Annotated in this window: 18 protein-coding genes, 3 tRNA genes and 2 pseudogenes; 17 read left to right on the plus strand and 6 right to left on the minus strand. The window is 60.8% G+C overall.

From position 1 onward, the window contains the following. Positions 1-39: 39 nt before the first annotated feature. The gene (locus H3V09_RS04475; RefSeq protein WP_110425676.1) at positions 40-1,266 is read right to left on the minus strand and encodes a glycosyltransferase family 2 protein; all 1,227 of its coding nucleotides are present in this window, start codon (positions 1,264-1,266) and stop codon (positions 40-42) included. After that, positions 1,266-2,705 carry an AI-2E family transporter gene (locus H3V09_RS04480; protein ID WP_198191075.1) on the minus strand — a complete coding sequence of 480 codons (1,440 nt, stop codon included), beginning with the start codon at positions 2,703-2,705 and terminating at the stop codon, positions 1,266-1,268. Before H3V09_RS04480 ends, H3V09_RS04475 begins: the two co-directional genes overlap by 1 nt. 90 nt (positions 2,706-2,795) lie before the next feature. Between H3V09_RS04480 and H3V09_RS04485 the strand changes: the two genes are divergently transcribed. The 14 genes and pseudogenes from H3V09_RS04485 to H3V09_RS04550 all read left to right on the plus strand — a co-directional run. Beyond that, complete coding sequence (locus H3V09_RS04485; protein WP_110425678.1) at positions 2,796-3,692, plus strand: glycosyltransferase; 897 nt, start codon at positions 2,796-2,798, stop codon at positions 3,690-3,692. A gap of 113 nt (positions 3,693-3,805) precedes the next feature. Next, positions 3,806-4,804, plus strand: a complete 999-nt coding sequence (locus H3V09_RS04490; RefSeq protein ID WP_046323238.1) for a lipid II:glycine glycyltransferase FemX — start codon at positions 3,806-3,808, stop codon at positions 4,802-4,804. A 104-nt stretch (positions 4,805-4,908) separates the two neighbouring features. Beyond that, positions 4,909-4,980: transfer RNA gene (locus H3V09_RS04495), tRNA-Glu, on the plus strand. Between the two features lie 677 nt (positions 4,981-5,657). After that, positions 5,658-5,807 (plus strand): hypothetical protein, encoded by a 150-nt coding sequence (locus tag H3V09_RS04500; RefSeq protein ID WP_014484172.1) that lies wholly within the window; start codon positions 5,658-5,660, stop codon positions 5,805-5,807. 144 nt (positions 5,808-5,951) lie between these two features. Beyond that, a complete protein-coding gene (locus H3V09_RS04505) occupies positions 5,952-7,214 on the plus strand; it encodes a helix-turn-helix domain-containing protein (protein ID WP_110417553.1) in 1,263 nt (420 codons plus the stop codon). Then, entirely contained in the window at positions 7,211-7,798 is a 588-nt protein-coding gene (locus H3V09_RS04510) for a WhiB family transcriptional regulator (protein WP_015021885.1), read from the plus strand. The genes H3V09_RS04505 and H3V09_RS04510 overlap by 4 nt, the downstream gene beginning before the upstream one ends. Continuing rightward, positions 7,789-8,388, plus strand: coding sequence for a ParA family protein (locus H3V09_RS04515; RefSeq protein ID WP_015021886.1), 600 nt, complete (start codon positions 7,789-7,791; stop codon positions 8,386-8,388). The genes H3V09_RS04510 and H3V09_RS04515 overlap by 10 nt, the downstream gene beginning before the upstream one ends. Further along, positions 8,385-8,636: a hypothetical protein gene (locus H3V09_RS04520; RefSeq protein ID WP_046323240.1), complete on the plus strand. Its 252-nt coding sequence runs from the start codon at positions 8,385-8,387 to the stop codon at positions 8,634-8,636. Before H3V09_RS04515 ends, H3V09_RS04520 begins: the two co-directional genes overlap by 4 nt. 210 nt (positions 8,637-8,846) lie before the next feature. After that, positions 8,847-9,239: a hypothetical protein gene (locus H3V09_RS04525; RefSeq protein ID WP_046323241.1), complete on the plus strand. Its 393-nt coding sequence runs from the start codon at positions 8,847-8,849 to the stop codon at positions 9,237-9,239. A gap of 11 nt (positions 9,240-9,250) precedes the next feature. Further along, positions 9,251-10,105 carry a hypothetical protein gene (locus H3V09_RS04530; RefSeq protein WP_141650097.1) on the plus strand — a complete coding sequence of 285 codons (855 nt, stop codon included), beginning with the start codon at positions 9,251-9,253 and terminating at the stop codon, positions 10,103-10,105. 11 nt (positions 10,106-10,116) lie between these two features. Then, positions 10,117-10,845, plus strand: coding sequence for an ABC transporter ATP-binding protein (locus tag H3V09_RS04535; RefSeq protein WP_015021890.1), 729 nt, complete (start codon positions 10,117-10,119; stop codon positions 10,843-10,845). Next, positions 10,826-11,983, plus strand: coding sequence for an ABC transporter permease (locus tag H3V09_RS04540; RefSeq protein WP_046323242.1), 1,158 nt, complete (start codon positions 10,826-10,828; stop codon positions 11,981-11,983). The genes H3V09_RS04535 and H3V09_RS04540 overlap by 20 nt, the downstream gene beginning before the upstream one ends. Before the next feature lie 42 nt (positions 11,984-12,025). Next, positions 12,026-12,526 (plus strand): hypothetical protein, encoded by a 501-nt coding sequence (locus H3V09_RS04545; protein ID WP_015021892.1) that lies wholly within the window; start codon positions 12,026-12,028, stop codon positions 12,524-12,526. A gap of 379 nt (positions 12,527-12,905) precedes the next feature. After that, positions 12,906-15,440 (plus strand): annotated as a pseudogene (locus H3V09_RS04550) (LPXTG cell wall anchor domain-containing protein); the annotation flags it as partial. A 68-nt stretch (positions 15,441-15,508) separates the two neighbouring features. Here H3V09_RS04550 and H3V09_RS09000 read toward each other — a convergent pair. From H3V09_RS09000 to trmB, 4 genes and pseudogenes are all read right to left on the minus strand, one after another. Further along, positions 15,509-16,048: pseudogene (locus H3V09_RS09000) on the minus strand (FGGY family carbohydrate kinase); the annotation flags it as partial. Positions 16,049-16,072: 24 nt separating this feature from the next. Continuing rightward, positions 16,073-16,459: a VOC family protein gene (locus tag H3V09_RS04555; RefSeq protein ID WP_198191147.1), complete on the minus strand. Its 387-nt coding sequence runs from the start codon at positions 16,457-16,459 to the stop codon at positions 16,073-16,075. Positions 16,460-16,571: 112 nt separating this feature from the next. Further along, complete coding sequence (locus H3V09_RS04560; RefSeq protein WP_198191076.1) at positions 16,572-18,593, minus strand: elongation factor G; 2,022 nt, start codon at positions 18,591-18,593, stop codon at positions 16,572-16,574. 42 nt (positions 18,594-18,635) lie between these two features. Next, complete coding sequence (gene trmB / locus H3V09_RS04565; protein ID WP_198191077.1) at positions 18,636-19,448, minus strand: tRNA (guanosine(46)-N7)-methyltransferase TrmB; 813 nt, start codon at positions 19,446-19,448, stop codon at positions 18,636-18,638. 149 nt (positions 19,449-19,597) lie between these two features. Here trmB and galE point away from each other — a divergent pair, with 149 nt between their 5' ends. From galE to H3V09_RS04580, 3 genes are all read left to right on the plus strand, one after another. Beyond that, entirely contained in the window at positions 19,598-20,608 is a 1,011-nt protein-coding gene (galE, locus tag H3V09_RS04570) for a UDP-glucose 4-epimerase GalE (RefSeq protein ID WP_144177536.1), read from the plus strand. A gap of 72 nt (positions 20,609-20,680) precedes the next feature. Then, positions 20,681-20,754, plus strand: a tRNA-Asp gene (locus H3V09_RS04575). Between the two features lie 47 nt (positions 20,755-20,801). Beyond that, positions 20,802-20,877, plus strand: a tRNA-Phe gene (locus H3V09_RS04580). Positions 20,878-21,016 lie beyond the last annotated feature (139 nt).

Here is a 21,016-nt window from a genome sequence, read left to right on the forward strand (position 1 = left end):
AACAAGTCACTACCTCGCTGCCGATTGAGGGCAAAGGCCTCAATGCCCTGAGTGCTCGATGGGTTTCCATCCCGGATTGGCGAAAATGGCCTGGAAGGAGATTGGCACGTAGCTGAGCATGAAGATGGGGAAACTCAGGCAGTAGGCGAAAAGCTCCTTGTTGGATGCGCCGATCTTGTCGCGCTCGGCCAGCACGGTAAGGGCAGCCAGGCCCATCATGGCCAGGAGGCCCAGAATCCCGGCTGCAATGCCATCCACCAGGGTGGTCATCTGGCTGGCCCAAGTCACGAAACCCAGAGCCGGGAAGAGCAGACCGAAGAAGCAGCGAACCAGCCCCAAAACTGTCAAGGGGCAGATCAGGATGGTCAGGTCAACGGCCGAGAAATCACGTTCGCGGAAGGCCCGGGAAATCAGAGCAGGCCCGTAGTAGCGGAAGACCTGAAGGAAGCCCTTGCTCCAGCGCAGCCGTTGCCGCCAGCTCTGCTTGAAGGTGACCGGCTGCTCGTCATAGAGGATGGCGGTGCCGCAATAGCCGATGCGCTCTCCGTGGAGAACCGAGTCCATGGTGAACTCCAGGTCCTCGGTCAGCAGGTGGAACTTCCAGCCGTTGTTGCGCTCCATAACCTCTCTGGAGAACATGAACCCGGTGCCGCCCACGTGGCAGCTGGAGCCGATGACCATCCTTGAGGTGTTGAGGAACCGGGATTCACGGATGAACCATAGGGCCGAACCCGAGGAAACCCAGTTATCCGCAAAGTTGACCGAGTTCCGGTAGCTAGTCAGTATGCGGAAGCCGGATTGGAAGGCCTTGTTCATTTCCTCGATGTAGTGGCGGTCCAGAATGTTGTCCGCATCAAAGACGAAGTAGGCATCATAGTAGGAGTCAAGACCCCGATCGAGTATCTGCTCCAGCAGAAAGGTCAGAGCGTAGCCCTTGCCCACCCGGTCCGGGTCCTGCCGCTCGACCACATGGCAGCCGAGTGATCTGGCCAGTCCGGCGGTGTTGTCGGTGCAGTTGTCGGCCACCAGCCATATGTCGACCATGGAGATTGGGTAGGTCTGCTCCTTGATGGAGTTGATCAGATGACCGACGACATGCTCCTCGTTGCGAGCGGAAATAAGGACGGCGAACCGCTTGTCAAAAGGAGCATCGGGAAAGACCACCGGCTTGGAGACAAAGGAGATGACGATGCAGATGGCCTGGTAGACGATGCCCACCCCGCCCAGCAGCATCATCAGTACGTCCAATACCTTGAGCAGGGCCATCAGCGCCACTCCTTGCGGGGGTTGTCCTCCCCCTCGGAGGCCTCGTCCCCGGTCTCGGTACCCTTGAGCGGCCTGTGCTTTACCGGGGCCGACGCGGACTTGGGTATAGGCACCGTAGCCGACTCATCCAGATCTTTGGCCGTCGGCGAGGATGTCGGGTAAAGCTGGCTGGCAATGGTCATGACAGGGTCGTCCACTCGAACCCTGGCGCTGGTCCCCTTGGCGGACCGGCTGCCCACATGGCTGGCCACCGGCTGGACCACGTGCTCGTTGAAGGCCTCGACACCCTCGACCACCTTGGATTTGCCGACCGGCTTGGGATCCTGCATGAGCGGTGAGTCGATCAGCTCGTAATGCTTGACCGAAGCCGAGAAGATGGCCTGGAAGCTGGCCGCCAGAGGCAGGGCCAGGAAGGCGCCCAGGGCACCGAAGACCGCGCCCAGTGCCAGTACGGACAGGAAGGCGATGGCAGGGTTGAGGTCCATGGTCCGCTGGGAGATCTTGGGGGCCAGAATCATGTTTTCGATCTGCTGGTAGATGATGATGTAAACCAGTACAATCACAGCCACCAGCAGTCCACGGCTCCCCCAGGCCACCACTATGGGGACGGCCCCGCCGATGTAGGTGCCGATGGTAGGCACGAACTGGGATACCAGCCCGCAGAAAAGGGCCAGCGGCAACCAGTAGGGCACCTTGAGAATGACCAGGAAGACCGACATGCAGGCTGCGGAGATGAGCGCCAGAATGGTTCTGCTGAACAGGAAGCTGGAGATCTGGTCCTGGGCGATGGTCCAGACGAAGAGGAAACGACGCTGGCTCCTGGGGGCCAGCCACTGGCAAAGGCTGCGGCGCAGCTTGGGGCCTGCTGCGGAGATGTAGTAGATGACCAGCAGGACGGTCATGATATTGATGAATGACCCTGCCAGCCCTACGGTGGTGGTCAAGGCATGCCCGGCGAAGTCCGTCACCCAGGATGTCTGGATGTTCTTGACGATCTCCCCGCCCAGATCCTGCATGGCCGGCAGGTGCCAAGGGGTGCGGCTGGCGATGAATTCCGCCACCTGCTCATAGAGGGCCGGCAGCCCGTTGGCCATGCCGATGACCTGCTGGACCAGCAGATTGCCGAACATACCCAAGAGGACGATCACAATAATAATCAGACCTATCAAGGTGACCGCCGAGGCTGCTCCTCGCCGCCAGCCATGCTTGACCAGCCTGAGTACCAGGGGCTCCATGGCCAGGGAGACGAAGATGGCGATCACCACGTCCAAGACCAGGAATTCGATCTTCCACCAGGAGGAGTAGGCGAACCAGGCCAGGAAGACGGCTATGACCACGTAGAGTAGGGCGCGGCCGAACCATTCCGGAGGTCGGCGTGGATCCCCCTTGGGCGGGAAGACCGTCGCGAAATCGAAGCGCTGCTTTTGCTCGTTGGCCATATGTTCCATTATCCCAAGATGGCTGACATGGCGGGCTATTGAGCGCAGGTTGAGCCGACGGTGTATCCGGGCACACGTATCCTGAGGGGTATGTTGACCGTTTCCATAGTCATACCCGCCTGGAATGAGGAAGAACGCATTGAAGACTGCCTACTGAACGCCACCAGGCAGAGCCAGGCACCCAAGGAGGTGCTGGTAGTCGACAACCACTCTACGGACGCAACGGCCTCCATCGTCCAGCAATTCATCGACCAGCACCCTGACCAGCATGTCAAGCTTCTCCATCAGGACAGCGAGCAAGGGCTGATCCCCACCCGCAATTACGGACTTGACCGGGCAACCGGCGACGTACTGGGCCGAATCGATGCGGACTGCATGCTGCGACCGAACTGGGTCGAGGTGGTCTCCGGCGTCTTCACCCGTGATCCAAAAGCCATGGGCGCCACTGGACCAGTGGCCTATTATGACATGCCAGGCAAGAAGATCGGGCTCAAGGGCGACAACACCATCCGCCGGGCCATCTACAGGGCCGACGACGGGCAATACCTGCTCTACGGATCCAACATGGCTCTGCGCGCCACGGCCTGGCGGGCCATACGCAACCAGGTCTGCAGGGACAAAGAGGACATCATGCATGAGGATGTCGATATCTCCCTGCACCTGATCGACCAGGGGTTCAAGACGGTTTACTGCAAGGATATGAACGTGGGTATCAGCGCCCGCCGCATGGACACCTCCTTCACATCCTTCCGCCACTACATGCAACGCTTCAAGAACACCTTCGACGCCCACCCGCAACACACCAGGGAGCAGAAGCCCGAGCACACCCTCTACGCTATCTACCCAATCCTGCGAGCCTTCTACCCCGTCTACCAGAAGTACCTGGAATCCGCCGACATCAACCCTGCGGAACGTGTCTGGATCCGCGAACAGATGGAGCTCTTTCACCGTCGCGACCAGGAGCTGGGTTCGGACGACGACCGGTGAGACCAGCCCTTATATCCTTTGAGCAGACTAAGATTTGCATTGATCGAATCCTCTTTGGGCCGATACTTCCCCCTGTAGTGAAAATAAAGAGGAATTACTGAGGAGTTTAGATAATGCCGATTCTGACCGCTGATGATTCACGGATAGACGCATATGAGGATTATGTAAGAAAGGCACCTTTCACCTCCATAACACAGTCCGTTGAATGGGGCAGAATCAAGAACAACTGGGGCAGTTTTTACGTTTATCTGGGCCCCCTTGAGAACCCGAGAGCAGCCATGTCGGTTCTGACCATCGACGGCTTCGCATACGCCACCAAGGGTCCGGTAGGCGACCGCTTCGACGTAGATACCCTCAATGCCCTGGTCGAGGAGGCCATGCCGGAGCTGGAGGCCCGGAGCTGCTTCCTCCTCCGTCTGGATCCCGAAGTTCCCTTCGACGACGATCTCAACGCCAGGCTCAAGGCTGACGGTTACGTGATGCGCAACAGAAACCTCCCCAAGGAGGAGGCCCATGCCACCACCCAGCCCCGCTTCAATGTGGTCCTCGACATCGACGGCGTAGATCCGGATGACCTGATCATGACCTTCCATTCCAAGACCCGCTACAACATCCGTTTGGCTGGACGCAAGGGGGTGAAGGTGGAGCGCGACGAGACCCAGGAGGCCATGGACGAGTTCTACCACACCTATGAGGTGATGAGCCAACGCCATGGCATCGCCTACCGCCCCAAGGCCTACTTCGACAGAATGGTCCAGAACTGCGCCGGCAAGGGAATTCTGGGCATTTACCTGGCCCGCGTTGATTCCCAGGCGATCGCCGGTGCCCTCAACTTCGAGTTCGGCGACAAGTCGTGGTACATGTATGGAGGCAGCCTTAACATCATGCGCAACTACATGGCACCCTACCTGGTTCAGTGGGCGCAGATCGAACACGCGATCGCCAGCGGCAAGAAGCGCTATGACTTCGGCGGCATATTCGGCTTTGACGACAGTGACGGCCTCTACAAGTTCAAGAGAGGGTTCACCCATAACAACGAGTGGGTCGAGTATATAGGCGAAATCGACAAGGTTCTCGATCAGGAACGGTACCAGGCCTTTATCAAGAAGTAGACCAGGCGGCCAGGCAACACACTGCCCGGAACCTCACTCTTGCCGACCTGCGACAGGTCGGCATTTGCCATGGTCCAGGGGTATCGAGTACCATGGCTTCGTTCGCCCCCGTCGTCTAACGGTTAGGACACCAGACTTTCAATCTGACAGCGAGAGTTCGACTCTCTCCGGGGGTACCGGTTTGCTCCTGTCGCCATCATTGTGATTCGGCAGGAGCCTTTTGTTTTCAACGGGTCGCACCTGCCGGCGATGTGGCGTGCCAGGAGCGTCGAGGACAGTGCTGCCACCAACGATGCACCTTTGCCTTCGTTTGTGTTCGTGTCGTCGTTGTTGACGATGTCGTACAGCGTGTCGTCGAGCAGTTCGGCCGGAGGCATGCCGAGGGTGACGGCCGCGGCCGCGATGGCGTTGAGGTCCCATGCGGCGTCGAGGTTCATTCTGGCCGATATGGTGGCCTTGGTCACGCCGGCCGCCTCGCACAGGGCCTGCTGTTCGAGTTCTTCCTTGGCCAGGTGCAGTCGCACGTTCCATGCGGCGACTTCCCGCAGGTGCTCTCCCAGTTCGACGGCCTGTGTCCTTGCCGTGGTGTTGCCGGTCATGTCCGTTCCTTTCGCTCGCGTGCCCTTGGGGGCTTGTGCGCACCATGCTATGGGCGGCGCGCTTGGTTGCGCAATACGACCGCCTCCCCGGTTCGGTCTGGTCGAACCGGGCCGGGAAAAACATGGAAAACGAAAGCGCTCCGCACCGTGTTGGCGCTTGGTGCGGGGCTGATCGACAACCTTGGGCGGGATTCCGAGCGATTCAAGTGACATGAGTCCCGGGATTCGCCCTCCATTGAAAGAGAGTTATCGCAATGACCAATCCTACCATCGCTTCCGCCCCGCGTGCGGCGGGAGCCATGAAAACCATCCCGTCGCTGCGTGTGCGGATCGCCCGCGCGCACCTGCTGGCGGTGTTGCTTCATCCCGCGCGCTCGTCGCGCCGTCGTCGCCGGAGCGCCTGAGATGGGCCGGGCTGTGGCGGCGGTGGCCGTCGTCGCAATCGTCGTGTGTCTGCTGGCGGTGTGGGCGTTGTGCCGCGCGGCCGCGTTGGGCGACCGCATCGGCGAACGGCTCCATGATGCCAGGGGTCGCGAGGAGGATGCGCGATGAGCGGGCCGGCGGAGCAGTGGGCGTGGCAGTTGCAGGACGAGCGGCTGAGCCTGTCGGAGAAGTTCGTGTTGGTGTATCTGGCGCGAAGGGCGTATTACGACGACGGGTGCGGCGCGTGGCCGTCGGTCAACACCATCGCGGCACATTGCCATTGCACGCGCCGTTCCGTGCTGCGCGCGTTGAAACGTTTGCAGGAGCTGGGCTACTTGCGCGAGGGTGACCAGGAGCTGGCCGCGCGCAATCCCCGCAGCCACGAGCCCATCCCCAGGGGGCATCGTTCCAAGGTGTGGGACGTGGTGATGAAGGGCGCGCAGACCGAGCCGGAGGATATCACCGATCCCGGCGAGACCGACGCAGGCAAGGACGTTCCAGCGAAACCCAGTACAGCCGAACCATCGCGGAGCAAGGAGTGCGCGCGGGGTGACATGGCGTCACCTGACGCAGTGTCACCTGACACAATGTCACCCCAGGGCGATCCCGCCGGTGAGGTGACATCTTGTCCGAAGAGAGGTGACGTCATGTCACCCAATAGACAAGTGATAACCAATGCTCCCCTTGTCCCCTACGGGGACATTCCCCTCGCCGGGGAACAACCCGAGGAGGAGCGAAGCGAGCGTGATGCACCGGATTGGCGTCTGGCGCTGCCTCCCAAGGGCGTACGCGATCCGCTGTGGACGCCAGGGGCGGAGGATGCGGACGAGCGGGTGCGTTCCCGGGCCCTGCAGGAGGTTCGCGTGCTGACGCTGATCCATGACCGTGTGGCGGCCATCGACCCGAAGGCAGCCAGGCCGGCGTCGATGCGAGACCGACGCAAGGTCCACGAGCTGCTGATGGAACGCTCTCTGACGGAGGTCGAGACGATCCTTGATTGGGCGTATGGCAATCCGCGCTGGATCTCATGGCTGGTGGACGGCACGATGGTCGAACGCTACTTCGCGCAGGTCAGCCTCGACATGCACACCAAGCGGGCACGAGGTCCGCAGCATTCCGGCAGCCATGCCGCTGCTGCCGAGCTCACGCCGGTCCATGATCCAGACCGGCCGGTGGCGGTTAGTTCGGGCTTGGCCTGGCGGGTGCCGGTCTACGGCGGCGGCATCCTGTCGATCGCATTGTGCCAGGCGCACCTCGACGGCGAAACCAAGCAGGCAGAGTGTCCGGTGTGCGCCTACGACCGGCGCAACCAAGCCAGCCACGCCATCGGCCTAGAGAAAACCGACCGCGCCGAAGACAAGGAATCCCACGAGGAGGCCAAGGCATGACCGGCATAGCGGATGCCGCGCCCCGTTCGCCGGAGGCGTGGAAGAACATGGGATGCTGCGCGGATTTCCCGCAGCCGTGGGCCGACCTGATGTGGGGCCTGGAGTTCGAGGACAAGCATCCCCTGGCCCGCGTGTTCCGACAGGCGGGCGCGTCGGTATGCGAGCACGACTGCCCGGTGAGGGCCGAATGCCTGGCCTACGCCGGTGCCGCCGGCCTGGAATGGGGCTTGTACGGCGGCCGCTCGTGCACCGACCGGCGCCAGATCGCCCGTCTAGCGGAAGCCGACGGCGTGCCCTGCCGCGACCGCACGGTGCCCTGGGCCCGGCGCTGGGGCCTGTTCGTCGACTGGCTCCAAGCCCATCCCGAAGTCTTCGACACGGCCCGGGGCAAGGCCAGCATGGAACGCGGGCAACGCCGATGGCGCGCCGCAGGCCGCGCCCAACCCAAGAATGAGCCGCATGACCGTCAAACCATCATGCAAACAGACAATCAAGCAATCCGACAATCAAGCAATCAAACAACCGACCATGCCGGCGATCCGGCGAATGGTCCCGAATCCAAGGAGGAAGCATCATGCGAGTAGCGTTGGCGAACGCGAAGGGCGGGGTGGCCAAGACCACCAGCTGCATCTATCTGGCCGCCGTGCTGGCCCGGCGCGGAATCGAGGTGGCGGTCTACGACGCGGACCCGCAGTCCAGCGCCAGCCTATGGGCGGCCGCCGCCGAACAAGCGGGAGACCCGCTGCCCTTCGACGTGCTGCCGGCCAACATGGCCACCCTCGCCCATCTGGGCGGCGACCCGGCCGCAAGGGAATGGTCGATCATCGACGCCCCTCCGCAAGGCCCGCTGCTCGACAAGACGTTGGCCGTGGCCGATTTCGTCATCGTGCCCACCTCGGACTCGCCGATGGACCTCCAGCAGGCATGGGACACGCTCGACCGCGCCCGACGCGCCACCAGGGCGGCCCTACTGCCGGTGCGCGTCGAAGCGAACACCAACGCCTGGGCCCAGACCCTGGCCGCGTTGGAACAAACCGACACCGCACGCTTCGACACTTTCATCGCCAAACGACAACCGATCAAGACCTCGCTCGGCATAAACCCCAAGCAACTGTACGAATACCGGGACCTAGCCGACGAACTAACGCGCATCGCCAAGGAGGAACTGGCATGAAAGGCAACTACCAACCACTGCCCAGACCCGTGCCCTTCGACAAAGTCCTCGACCAACAGGCCGAAGACAAGCAATCCGCCGGGCAGAACAACGCCGGCGAGCCACTGGTCATGTTCTCCCTGCGCCTGCCCGTCCGTCTGAAGAACCGCCTCAAGATCGCCGCCACCGAACACGGCACGCCCATGCAACAGATCCTGCGCCACGCCATCGAACACGAACTCGACCACTTAGACAGCAACCATGAATGAGGAAAAGAATTCGCACTGGCAAGACCGATACTTTTAGCGCTAGGCTGTTGTCTGAAGCCAAAACAACGAAGGGAAACACGGTTGACAAACGTCAAGGCTTATGACTTGACATCTGTGCAGAAAACAGGGTATCCGCTGATATCGGGAGAGCTAAGACGCGGTTGACTTGGCCTCCATATTGACATGCTTCCCAGAGAAAGAGAGCATATCATGAAACGTCATATCAAACTTCTTACGGCAAGTGCGGCTGCCGTTGCCCTCGCTATCGGTTGCGAGGGGACAGCATGGGCCGATAATGCCTATGTGTCGGGAGAACTCAATAAGTCCGGCAGCCTTGTGCAGTACGACTACACACGCACGCATACATTCACCGGCCCTATCAGCCTATCAGTGAATAACATGCCGTCAAACTATCTGCGCCTCGGGCTTCGTAACATGAAGGCATCAGGAGGACCGCAATTCACGGACTCACTTCAGTGGAATACCGTTGGAGCTAAGTCTTGGGATAATATTCTCGTTGGCACTCGTTTCGCCTTCCAAGGCAGAATGGGAGCTTGCACTTGGTTCTGCGACACTAATTGGGGTGGTAACCTCACATACTAATGGAGGTCAAGATGAATATTCGACGTATGCAGCGGGCGATTGTCATCTTGCTGATACCTCTTGCACTTGTAGGTTGCTCTTCGACTGAAAACAAGCAGTATGGAGAGCAACCTGCAAGTGCGTTAAGTAATCGGACCGCGCAAACGGTGCGGGTCGAGACCGGTGACATCGTTCCCACGCGTTCTTTGAAAGCGCAGGTCGGCGCTGGCGTTGATTTCGCCGTGCTGGCGACCAAGGTCGGCGTCTTCGTCCCGTCGGTGGAATCCGGCCAGCGGGTCGAGCAAGGGACTGTGTTGGGAAGTGTCGAAGACCGGCAATTGGTTTCTCCCGTGGGCGCGACCGTCGTGAGCGTGATCGCTGCGCGAACGACCGTCCCCGCCAACTATCCGGTCGTGACCCTGCGTTTCGACGGCTTCGGCCTGACCGGGGATCTATCCAATCTCGTGGCGACCGTCGGCAACGCTCCTTTCGCCGGGAAATTCCAGGTCACGGATGGCGTCGGCCCGACGGACTGCTCGGGCGTCGTGCCATTGGCCTCGGACGCATCCTCCGGAGCGGAGGGACAGTCCTCCACGATTTCGATCTCTGATTCCTACGCCTGCCTCATTCCCACCGATTCCTTGGTGAGGGCGGGACAGTCGGCGATACTGGTCGTGACGGCACAGGCACGCAACGACGTCGCGTTGCTGCCGGTCACCGCCGTGGCCGGCAGACTGCAGAAGGGACAGGTCCGCCGTCCCGACGGCACGGTTCTCGACGTCGGCCTGGGCGCCACGGACGGCGCCCGCATCGAAATCACCTCGGGACTGAAGGCGGGAGACGCCGTGTCGGCCACTCCTCCCGATCTGGATTCGCAATCCAAGTAGGGCGGCACCGCATGTCTGAATCGACGAAGCCGCTCGTGGCCCTGCAGGGAGTGTCGGCCGTCGTGACCCTGGGCAACAAGGACAGGCTCACGACGGTGAACGACGTCTCCCTGGAGCTGTTCGCCGGCATGACATACTCGATAGTGGGCAAGTCGGGAGCCGGCAAGACCAGCCTGATAAGCATCATCGGGATGCTGAACACGCAGTTCAGCGGCCGTTACCTGTACAAAGGCCAAGACGTCGGCGCGTTGTCCGACAGGCGGCTTTCGTTCATGAGGGCCGGGCACATCGGCTTCGTGTTCCAGAACTATTCGTTGATCGGTCATCTATCGGCGCTCGAAAACGTCGAGCTGGCATTGTGGTACGGCCAGCATGCCCGCCGTCCCCGCGCCACGGGCGCTTCCGCCTCGGCCCGCAGGCGCAGGTGCCTTGCCGCGCTCGCTTCGGTCGGTCTCAGGGACAAGGCGGGGGAACTGCCGAAAAGACTCTCGGGCGGCGAACAGCAACGGGTGGCGATCGCCCGCGCCCTGGTCAACCAGCCCGAGCTTCTCATCTGCGACGAGCCGACCGGAGCACTCGACACCAAGACCAGCGGCGAGGTGCTTTCGGTGCTGCGGGACGCAGTGCGCGAGCATGCCACGACCTTGCTGCTCGTCACCCATGACGATGATCTCGCCGCCACCTGCGACATCACGTACACCATGTCCGGAGGCGAGCTCCATGCTCCGTCAATTGATTAAGGATCTACGGCTCGCCCCATTGCGATCCGCACTCACCGGTCTGTCGATGCTCATAGGGATCGTGGCGGTCATACTCGCCGTCCTCGCGGGAACCATCGGCAAGGACTACCTGGTGGCGATCAACGAACAACTCTACGGGCGCACCCCGCTGGTCACCGTTTCCATGAACAGCCCGAGGCTGAGCGACGCGGATGATTTCTCGCGCCTCGCCGACGCAATCGCGGCCAAGAACCATGAGACGGCAATCATCCTCAACCTTGATACCGACATCACGTTCTCTCCCGGAACGCAGTCAAGCGGAGGAATCAAGGGAGACGTCGTGGCGACCACTCCCGGATATTCGAGCATCTACAACCTTCCGATGAAATCCGGACGCTGGTACGCCGGCGGCGAACGATCGACCGCATCGATCGTCGTCAATCTCGCCGCGGAACAGAACCTTCCCAAGGACTCCACCGCATACGCGAAGACAAACCAAACCACGATCGCGACCCCGTTCACCGTGACCGGCGTCGTCAACGACGGACGCACGGACCCGACCATCTATGTCAACGCCCAAGCGCTGACCCAATACATGAGGATCGTTTCGCGAAGCGCTACCATCCTCTGGCTGGATTTCCCGCAACTCGGCAAGCAACGGGTCAGGACCGTTGTCGAGGACATCCTGTTCGACTCCATAGGAGGCTCCGTGTCCGGCGTTCAGACAATCGACAACGCGCAAAGCTACGAATCGGTGATCACGGTCATGCAAATCGCGTTCGGCGTCTGCGCCATCCTGCTGCTCTTCGTCTCGGCCATCGGCATCGTCAACATCGGCCTGGCGTCATTGGAATCCAGAACACACGAGCTCCTCGTCAGACGCGCGCTCGGCGCCACGCGGGCATCCCTCATAGGCCTGGTGATCGGAAGCCAGCTCATCATCGGTCTTTCGGTGTCGCTATTGGCCGTCGCCATATCGGCATGCGCGGTAGGCGCGCTCCCGGCGTTCCTGCCGTCATACTCGCCTCTGCAACCCCCTGCGTTCCCCCTCGCCGCCGCCATCGCAGCCGTCTCGGCGGCGCTGGCGACCTCGATCATCGGGAGCCTCGTCCCCGCCATACGCGCGGCCAGGCTCCAACCGGCACTGGCACTGCGGTAGCCCAAACACCACACACATCACCAACAAGGAGATGCAACCAAGATGAAATCCACCCTCACAAACGCAGGCAAGAAAGCGCTGGCGACGGCATGCGCCGGCATCCTCGCCCTGAGCCTCGCCAGCTGCACCAACGGCGACGTCTCGAGCGCGGGCGACTCCAGGAAAATCGTCGGCTACGACGAGATCAACAAGGAATACCGGGAATCCATCGGCAAACTCTCCTGGCCCCAGGACTACACCCCGCCTGAATCCATGCCGTCGGATTCCGGCACGTCCTTCCAACAAGGATGGGGAGACACCCAGGCGTCCAATCTCTTCCAGTGCGCGTGGGAGAAGGAATGGCTCAACACCTATTCCTCTCAACCGGAGCGCAGCGAAGAAGCGCTCAAGGAACTGGAGAAAGTCCCCGAGATGGGATTCATGAGCCCTGACCGAGCCGATGACGCGACCCGACGATTCTTCAAAGACAACATCGACAAAGCCAAACTCGGCGACCCCTCCGGCATCCAACAAGACGTCACCGCAAACTGTCCGGCATCCTAAGACCTTAGGATAACTAAGAATTATATTCTCAATGTATCGCATTAGGTAACGATGTATTCTGATGCATTTTACTGTTGCATGAGATATGGCTTGGTTCCCATCTCAATAGAAATGGAATCAAGCCATTTTAATTTAATAGATGGTTGAATAAATATTCGTGCATGTAATGGCAGACTGTTTGAATGGTTGTCCGCTGCTGATTGCAGTTAACGGGGGAAGCTGGGGGAAGGCGTCCCGGCGGAAGGCCCGCCGGTGCGTTCTTCTTCCAGGGACAAGGAAGGATGCGGGCGTCCGTGAATGGTCGCCCGCATTTTCCGTATCCGTGTGAAACGGGAGGGAGCGCATCATGGGGCGCTTCCGACTGAAAGGACGGATACGTATGTCAGGTGGGAAGAAGAGCAGGCGCACGATGCTGGTGGCTGCCCTGACCGCAGGGGCGTTGGCCTTGGGATATCTGGCGCCAGCCGCGTTCGCCGAGGGCGGTGGTGGCGGTTCCGGCGAGGGCGGTGGCGGTTCCGGCGGGCAGGTTCCATCGCAGACCGCCGACGTGCATTGGATCTACAAGGATTCCTGGCCCGCCACTCTGGAGGGCATGAAGCAGGCGATACGTGATTCGGGCACCACCCTGTCTTCCGATTTGGAGGATGGGTCGAATCAGTTCGTGGATATGAATGCCATCCTTGCCGACGCGATCTCGGAGTGCAAGGCCTCATACACCGGGGAGGGTGACGCGGAATGCCGGATGGTCGCTGTCGGCTACGCGCGCCTCGGCAACGGCGTGTTCAGCGGTTCCTATGTCAGTTCGAACGCGCGTCAGCGTTGGGAGTCCCAATGGGCCGCCGAAGGGCGCGGCACCTACCAGTACCAAGGCCAGTCGTACACGACCGGCACCACGTGGACCGATCGACTTGGCGTGCGTTCGGTGGATAGCCTGGTGCAGGATTCCATCAACGCCAATCCCGATGCCTCGTTCCGTGTGGTCGTGCTGGCCAAGAACCAGCCGCCCGTCGATTATCCGTTGACCGTCACCACCTCGCACCGCCAGCAGACCGACATGCAGGTCGGCTCGACCACGCCGGTCGGCGACACCATCCACGCGAACAACGGCGGCTCGTCGATCAAGGAGACCCTGCACGGCACCGCGATCGTGCACTACGATGGCGGCCCCTACACGCCGACGGGCAGCGTGAGCAAGCCGATCAGCTTCGCCAACAGCGGCGACACCGTGATCGACAACCTGGCCTCGCCGGGTGATTTCGGTATGGATTCCTGGGCCGAGGGCACATATTGGATCGACATCCAAGTGCCCAGGCAGGGAAGCATGCAGGCGGCCGTGGACACCACGGACCGGGATCCGGCGGAGACCTGGAAGGTCAGCGCCGTGCCGCCGGCCGATCCGGTCAAAAGCATCGAGGAAGGCGTCAGCGCCGACCAGATGACCAACCGCACCACCATCACGTATGGGACCGGCCGGGGCGGTTACGAGCTGAGTTTCAGGGACGTGATCGAACCCAACGGCGTCGATTACACGGTGGACGGCTTCACGCTCGTGGACGCCACCGACAACAATCGCGATGTCTCCAACGAGTTCGAGATCGGTTGGGACCGCGCATCGAACACGGTCAGCGCGGTCCGTTCGGCCAACAAGGGCATGATGCCGTTCGACCACGAGTATGTGTTCGGCTTCGATGTGACCGTCAGCCTGCCATCCGATTACCAGAACATCAGCGACCATGCGTGGGGCAAGTGGAACCAGCTGCCCGAGGCCGACGCGGGAGAACGCGAGTTCGACACCTGGCGTCCCAATCCCGACAAAAGCTGGATCATGCTCGACACTAATGGCAAGTGGCAGGCCGTGATCGACCCCGACCGCACCAACCAGACCGGCGGCGACGGCAAGGTGTTCCTCGACGGAGACCGCGTGGCCTCCGTGGTCAACGGCACCGTGCCGGCGAACCTGATCCAGGCCCCGCGGACGCTCACCTTGGTCGATGATTGGACAGCCGCCGACTACCTGTTCGACGCCGATGAAGCGGCGAACGTCCGAGTGTACGAGGCGGACGCGGGCACCGATCGCGAAAGCAGCGTAAGCGACATCGCCAACCGTGGCCGTGACATCACCGACCAGTGGGACATCACAACCGATGGCACCGTGGTCACCGCCACAGCCAAGGCCTCCTACCTGACCGGACTGAAGGACTTGGAGAAGGCCAGGCAGATCACGATGCTCGTGCCCGGCCGCGCGAACTACGCCAACGGGGCCGGAGCGGGCCAGGTGCGCGATGACTTCGGCATCGAAGCGGACGACGAGATCACGTTCTGCACCGCCGGCAAGAACGGCGCGGAGTTGACCAACGCCGGCTCGCAGACCATCAACACCCACACGGTCGAAACCAACGAGCCGAAGGTCTGCGGTTACGTGCCGTCCGTGGTCAAGGATGTGGTCGGGGAATCCTCCCAAGGCGGCGCCCAGGACAGCGTGGACGGCAAGATCGTCTTCCCCGGCCAGCGTCTCGAATACCGTCTGGAAACCCAGCCGCACCTGCCCGACAGTCTCGCCTACACTATCGTCGAGGTGGCGGTCACCGACACGTATGACGAGCACTTCCAGCCGGACAAGCAGACCCTGGAGGTCACCGACCTGACCACCGGCAAGTTCATCCCCAAGAGCCAGTACCGCAGCGAGTGGAACGACGCGAACCATGCCGTGCGTCTCGTGTTCGCCGACGACTATGTGCGGGCGAACTGGCTGGCGGGCACGAATCCCAGAATCATCATCAGATTCGAGGGCGTCGTGGCCGAGGATGCCCCGGCCGACACCGTGGTTGACAACCAGTGGGCGTTGACCTTGAACAACTCGGTCACACCAAGCAACAAGGTATGGAACGATCCGCCCGACTTCCAGCCGGGCAAGATGGCGCCTGCCGTCGAGCAGGCCGTCATATCGCCGCAGTAGGCACCGGTCAGCCACCAAATCAGATAATCCTTGGCATCGATGAGCACGTGGCGAACCTGCGCATACCGGTCGGGCTGATACCTGGACATCCACATCAGCTTGGCTATAGGCAGGGACCCATCGCACGGATTCCCCATTCGGGCGCGGAAGGAATCAGCCCCATACATTTCCGTCAGCTCAGCAGACTCTTCTTCAGCCCTGCCGTCCGCGTACAGGATCGCCGGCCCGACAGGCTGCCCCTGCGCATCCAAGGCGATCAGGTCCTGCATCTGTCCGCTCATGATGATGCCGGTGACCTGGTCGCTCTTGAAATGCTCAAGAATCTTCCCAGCTTTAGCCAAAAGGTCACGGGACACCTCGATGAAGGCCTGCAGCCAATCCTCGGGATTCTGCTCGACACGTCCGTCAGTTGTGTCAATGGGCAGAAGACCGCTGGACGCACACACCCTGGCAGTGCCTTGGTCATCCACAAGAACGGCCTTGACCTGCGTGGTGCCCACATCGAATGCGGCTGTATAGGTCATACCGGTCATCCTAGGCCTTCCCAGCCGCCCAGATGACGACATGATCCCGTATGTGGACTGACGCGGTTACCTTTGGGATCCTGACCAGTCCACCACTGCTTCGACATTGTTCCCGTCCGGATCCAAGACGAAAGCCGAATAATACTCGGGATGATAATCACGCAGCCCGGGAGCACCATTGTCACGGCCCCCGGCAGCGAGCGCCTCCCTGTAAAAGGCATCTACCGTTGCGGCATCAGCGGCCCTGAAGGCTATGTGCGTCACCGGTGAACCGGTCCCGTCCTCGCCTGGTGTCAGATAGAAGTCTGAGTGGGCTCCATCATCCTCAGCACCGAACCCAATGGTGGGCTCATGGTGGGCCTTGGCCACATAGCCCAATGGTGCCAAGGCTTTGCTATAGAAATCGATAGAAGCCCGGATATCCCGAACCTTCAGCGTCAGATGATCAATCATGGCCGTAATTCTAGGTGAATCATCAACCAATGAGGGCAGACCGCCCAGAATGATCTTTTCCCCGTGCCGCTCGATGCCGATGATCACCGAACACAATCCTCAAGGCTATGGTTCAGATGTACTGGCCGCCGGGTAGGTGCATGAAGTCCTCCACCTTGTTCCATTTGACCGCGTATCCAGCTCCGTGGGCACAGAAGACCGAGTCAGGGGTGTTCTCCAGGTCGGACTCGGGATCGTACCCGATGGAATCCACAAGAGCATCCTGGTCCTGGCAGGGACGATACCCATTGAAGAAACAGGTCAAATGTCCGCGGCCATGGGTGTAGGTGCTGACCTCGATGGCATAATCACGCATCTGAGATACTGGCGCATCCCCTTCCAATTCGACAGTATCCCCGTCTGCCTGCGGTTCCGAGAAGCCGCCCTTCATCCGGTAGATGTCCGACATGGCCCTGCCCAAATTCTTCTGAGGAACAGTGAGTCTGAAATGGTACCAGGGCTCCAGAAGTATATTGCGCGCTTTCATCAGCCCCTGCCGGACGGCCCGGTAGGTGGCCTGGCGGAAGTCCCCGCCCTCGGTGTGCTTGATATGGCCGCGGCCATCCAATAGGGTGATGCGCATATCGGTGATGGGCGAACCCGTCAGAACTCCCAAATGCTCCTTCTCCGCAAGGTGGGTCATGATGAGCCGCTGCCAGTTCCCGTCCAGGCGATCGAGACTGCAGGTCGACGCAAAACTGAGACCGCTGCCCGGCTCTGTAGGTTCCAGGAGCAGATGGACTTCGGCGTAATGACGAAGGGGCTCGAAATGTCCAACGCCTTCGACGGGGGCCGCGATAGTCTCCCTATAGAGGATTCCGCCCTGGCTGAAGGAGACCTGCATGCCGAACCGCCGCTCCAACTCCTCCTGAATCACCTCCAACTGAACCTGGCCCATGATACGCAGGTGAATCTCCTGGAGCTGTTCCTGCCAGGCCACATGCAGGAGGGGATCCTCATCCTCCAAGATGCGCAAGGCGCTCAACAAGTGGTGCGGGTCCACCCCTTCGGCCTCCACTGCATAGGACAGCACCGGCTCCAGCACAGGAGTCAGATCCTTCCGCTCGCACCCAAGCCCCTGCCCCGGACGTGTCAAGTCAAGGCCGGTTGCCGCCACAATGCTTCCGGCCTGGGCGCAATCCGTCAACCTATAGGAGTCTCCCGAATAGACACGAAGCTGATCAACCGTCTCCCTGGTCTCAACGCGTCCGTTCTTCCCTATATCTCCAGCTGTCCTGTACGCCTCCGCAACAGAACCCGATTCTTTGCTGGCTTCATCTCCATGACGGAGCTCGGTGGCCAAAGAGGATTTGACCGGCAGCCCGCCACCGGTCACCTTGAGCCAGGTCAATCTGGCACCCTTGTCATCATGCGATACCTTAAACACCCTTGCACCGAACTGTTTGCCGTAGGCAGGCGAAAGGGTGTACCGCTCCAGCCCCTCCAGGAGCGCGTCGATTCCGTCCAAGCGCAGGGCAGACCCAAGGAAACAGGGGAAGAGGCGGCGGTCGGCAACCAGTCCCGCCAGACTTTCATCCGATATGCCCTCGGTCTTGAGATACTCCTCCATCACATTCTCGTCGAGCAGGGCCACATCCTCCATATCGCCATGCCCAAGTCCACGGCTCAAATCGAAGCAGTCCGGAGACCAGCGTTGCTTGCAGCTTTCAAGAATGCGGGCGGCATCAGCACCAGGAGCATCCAACTTGTTGATAAAAATGAAGGTGGGTACCCCGTAGCGTGCCAGAAGTCGCCAAAGCGTATCGACATACCCCTCTAATCCGGCTGTGGCATCGACGACCAGAAGAGCATAGTCCAAGACTGAGAGAACCCTCTCCATCTCGGCTGAGAAATCCACATGGCCGGGTGTGTCAATGAGGGTCAGATCGACATCGCGATAGGTCAACCGGGCTGGCTTGGAGAAGATGGTGATGCCACGTTGACGCTCCAGTTCGTTGGTGTCGAGGTGGGCATCGCCATGGTCCACCCTGCCCAGACGGCGAATTCCTCCGCCCCGGTAAAGCATGGCTTCCGAGAGCGTGGTCTTGCCGGCATCGACATGGGCCAGCATTCCCACCACTATTCTCTTGACCATCGGGGGCCTCCCTCGCTCTTCATGTTTATGCGCACTCTATGGTCAGTCTGCCGAAACCTGATAGGTCAGGTCGTGGATGACCCGTCCGGCATTGATCCCCTTACGCTCGAAATTGGTCACGATTCTGCCGTCGAACCGCTCCGACTCCATGAACACGGCATGAGGCAGGGATTTGGCCTGATCAGCCGTCCCCTTACCGACATGTTGGGTGGGCAGACTGACTCGTAGATTGCCCAGGTTTTTGAATCTCGGATTCTTATCCATCACCTCATGCACATGCAGGGCGTAATCCTCGATGTCGGTTGCAATTCGCCAGATGCCGCCAGGCACCAAGCACCTCGCCAGATCTTCAGCCAGAGCCGGCTGGACCAGACGACGCTTGTGGTGCTTCATCTTGGGCCAGGGGTCGGGGAAGAAGGTCCAGACTTCCTTGATCAGCCCAGGATCCATCCGGGCCAGAAGGTCCGGGGCGTTGACCTGGGCAAGCCGCAAATTATCCAGGTCGGATTTACCGGCCATCAGCATGGTATGGGCCAACCCTGGCTGATAGACCTCCAGGGCCAGGTAGTTCTCATCGGGGTGCTCCCGGGCGCTGGCGACGACGTTCTCCCCCTGGCCGGATCCGATCTCGACGATCAGCGGCGCATCCCGTCCCCAGACCGACCCGATCATTGCTGCATCACAACGCAGGTCCTCGGCAACTGTCAACGAGCCCTCAGCCTGGCCCAAATCGAGCAGGTATCTGGTGGAATACCGAGCCCAAGCCCTCGCCAGCCGATCGTTCAGCTTCTCGGACCGCCTCACATAGGAGACGATGGACCTCATGGGGGCCTTGCTCTGTCTTTCTGCACTCATCACAGCTCATATATATCCTAGAAAGCGGATACAAGCGGGCACAACAGTCACATGTGCCCGTGATATACTCAATCTAGAACAAAAAACAACAAAAGATTGCAAAACCGAACAAGCTCTTACGTCCGGTTTTCGACAGGAAAGGCATGTAAATGTCAGTTTTGGTTACAGGCGGCTGCGGATACATCGGCGCCCATGTGGTCCACGCCCTGCAAGAGGCCGGCAAGGAGGTCGTCGTGGTCGATGACCTCAGCTATGGCAAACCCGACCGGATCGGCAAGGCCCGTCTCTACGGCGCTGATGTGGCCGCTCCTGGTGCCGACGAACGTCTGGCTGAGATCATCGAGGAGAACAAGGTCGACTCGGTCATCCACTTCGCCGCCCGCAAGCAGGTGGGCGAGTCCGTGGAGAAGCCCATCTGGTACTACCGGCAGAACCTGAACGGCATGATCAACGTCCTGTCCGCAATGGCAAAGACCGATGCCAAGAAGCTGGTCTTCTCCAGCTCAGCCGCGACTTACGGCGAGCCTCCGGTCGACGTGGTCCCCGAGGATGTGCAGCCCATGGTCCCCATCAACCCCTACGGCCAGACCAAGTTGGTCGGCGAGTGGATGGCCCGGGCCTGCGAGCAGCCTTACGGCATCCGCTTCTGCGCCCTGCGCTACTTCAACGTGGCCGGCTGCGGACCGGTCAGCCTGGAGGACCCGGCTGTCCTCAACCTGATTCCCATGCTCTTCGACAGGCTGCGGCAGGGCAAGGCACCCGCCATCTTCGGCGACGACTACCCCACCCCCGACGGCACCTGCGTGCGCGACTACATCCACGTCTCCGATCTGGCCGATGCCCACATCGCCGCCCTGGACTACCTGGACCGCGACCAGCGCCGCTACGACGCCTTCAACGTGGGCACCGGCCAGGGCACATCCGTTCGCCAAATCGTGGACGAAGTCAGGAAAGTGACGGGTCTGCCCTTCACCGAGGCCATCAAGCCCCGCCGTGCCGGCGACCCGCCGCACCTGATCGGCGACCCCACCCGGATCAACACCGAGATGGGATGGCATGCCAAGTACGGCGTCGAAGAGATCGTCGAATCGGCCTGGAAGGCCTGGCAGGCCAACCCTGCCCACCACATCGACACCGATGGCTGGCAGCAGCAGGACTAGGCAGCGACGCGCCGGGGCTTGCATTCCCCCGGCGCTCATGTAAACTTTCCTCTTGGCTGTTCAAGCAGCCTCGGCTCCGTAGCTCAGTTGGTTAGAGCGCCGCCCTGTCACGGCGGAGGTCACCGGTTCAAGTCCGGCCGGAGTCGCTGGGAACGGTCTGACCCGGTTTTTCCGGGTCTTTTCGACTGTTCATGGCTCTGTAGCTCAGTTGGTAGAGCGAGCGACTGAAAATCGCTAGGTCAACGGTTCGATCCCGCTCGGAGCCACCAGCCATTAAGCCCCTGAGATTCTTAAGGAATCTAGGGGCTTAATTGATATTTCATGGGCTATAGGAACTAAACGCGTTGTTTATGTTGGGGGTTTGGCCTTGTGGCTGTAAGCGTGTTGGGTGGTTGTTAATAGGTCGGG

It is taken from the genome of Bifidobacterium sp. M0399, assembly GCF_016100595.1.
In the GTDB taxonomy this organism is placed as follows: Bacteria; Actinomycetota; Actinomycetes; order Actinomycetales; family Bifidobacteriaceae; genus Bombiscardovia; species Bombiscardovia polysaccharolytica.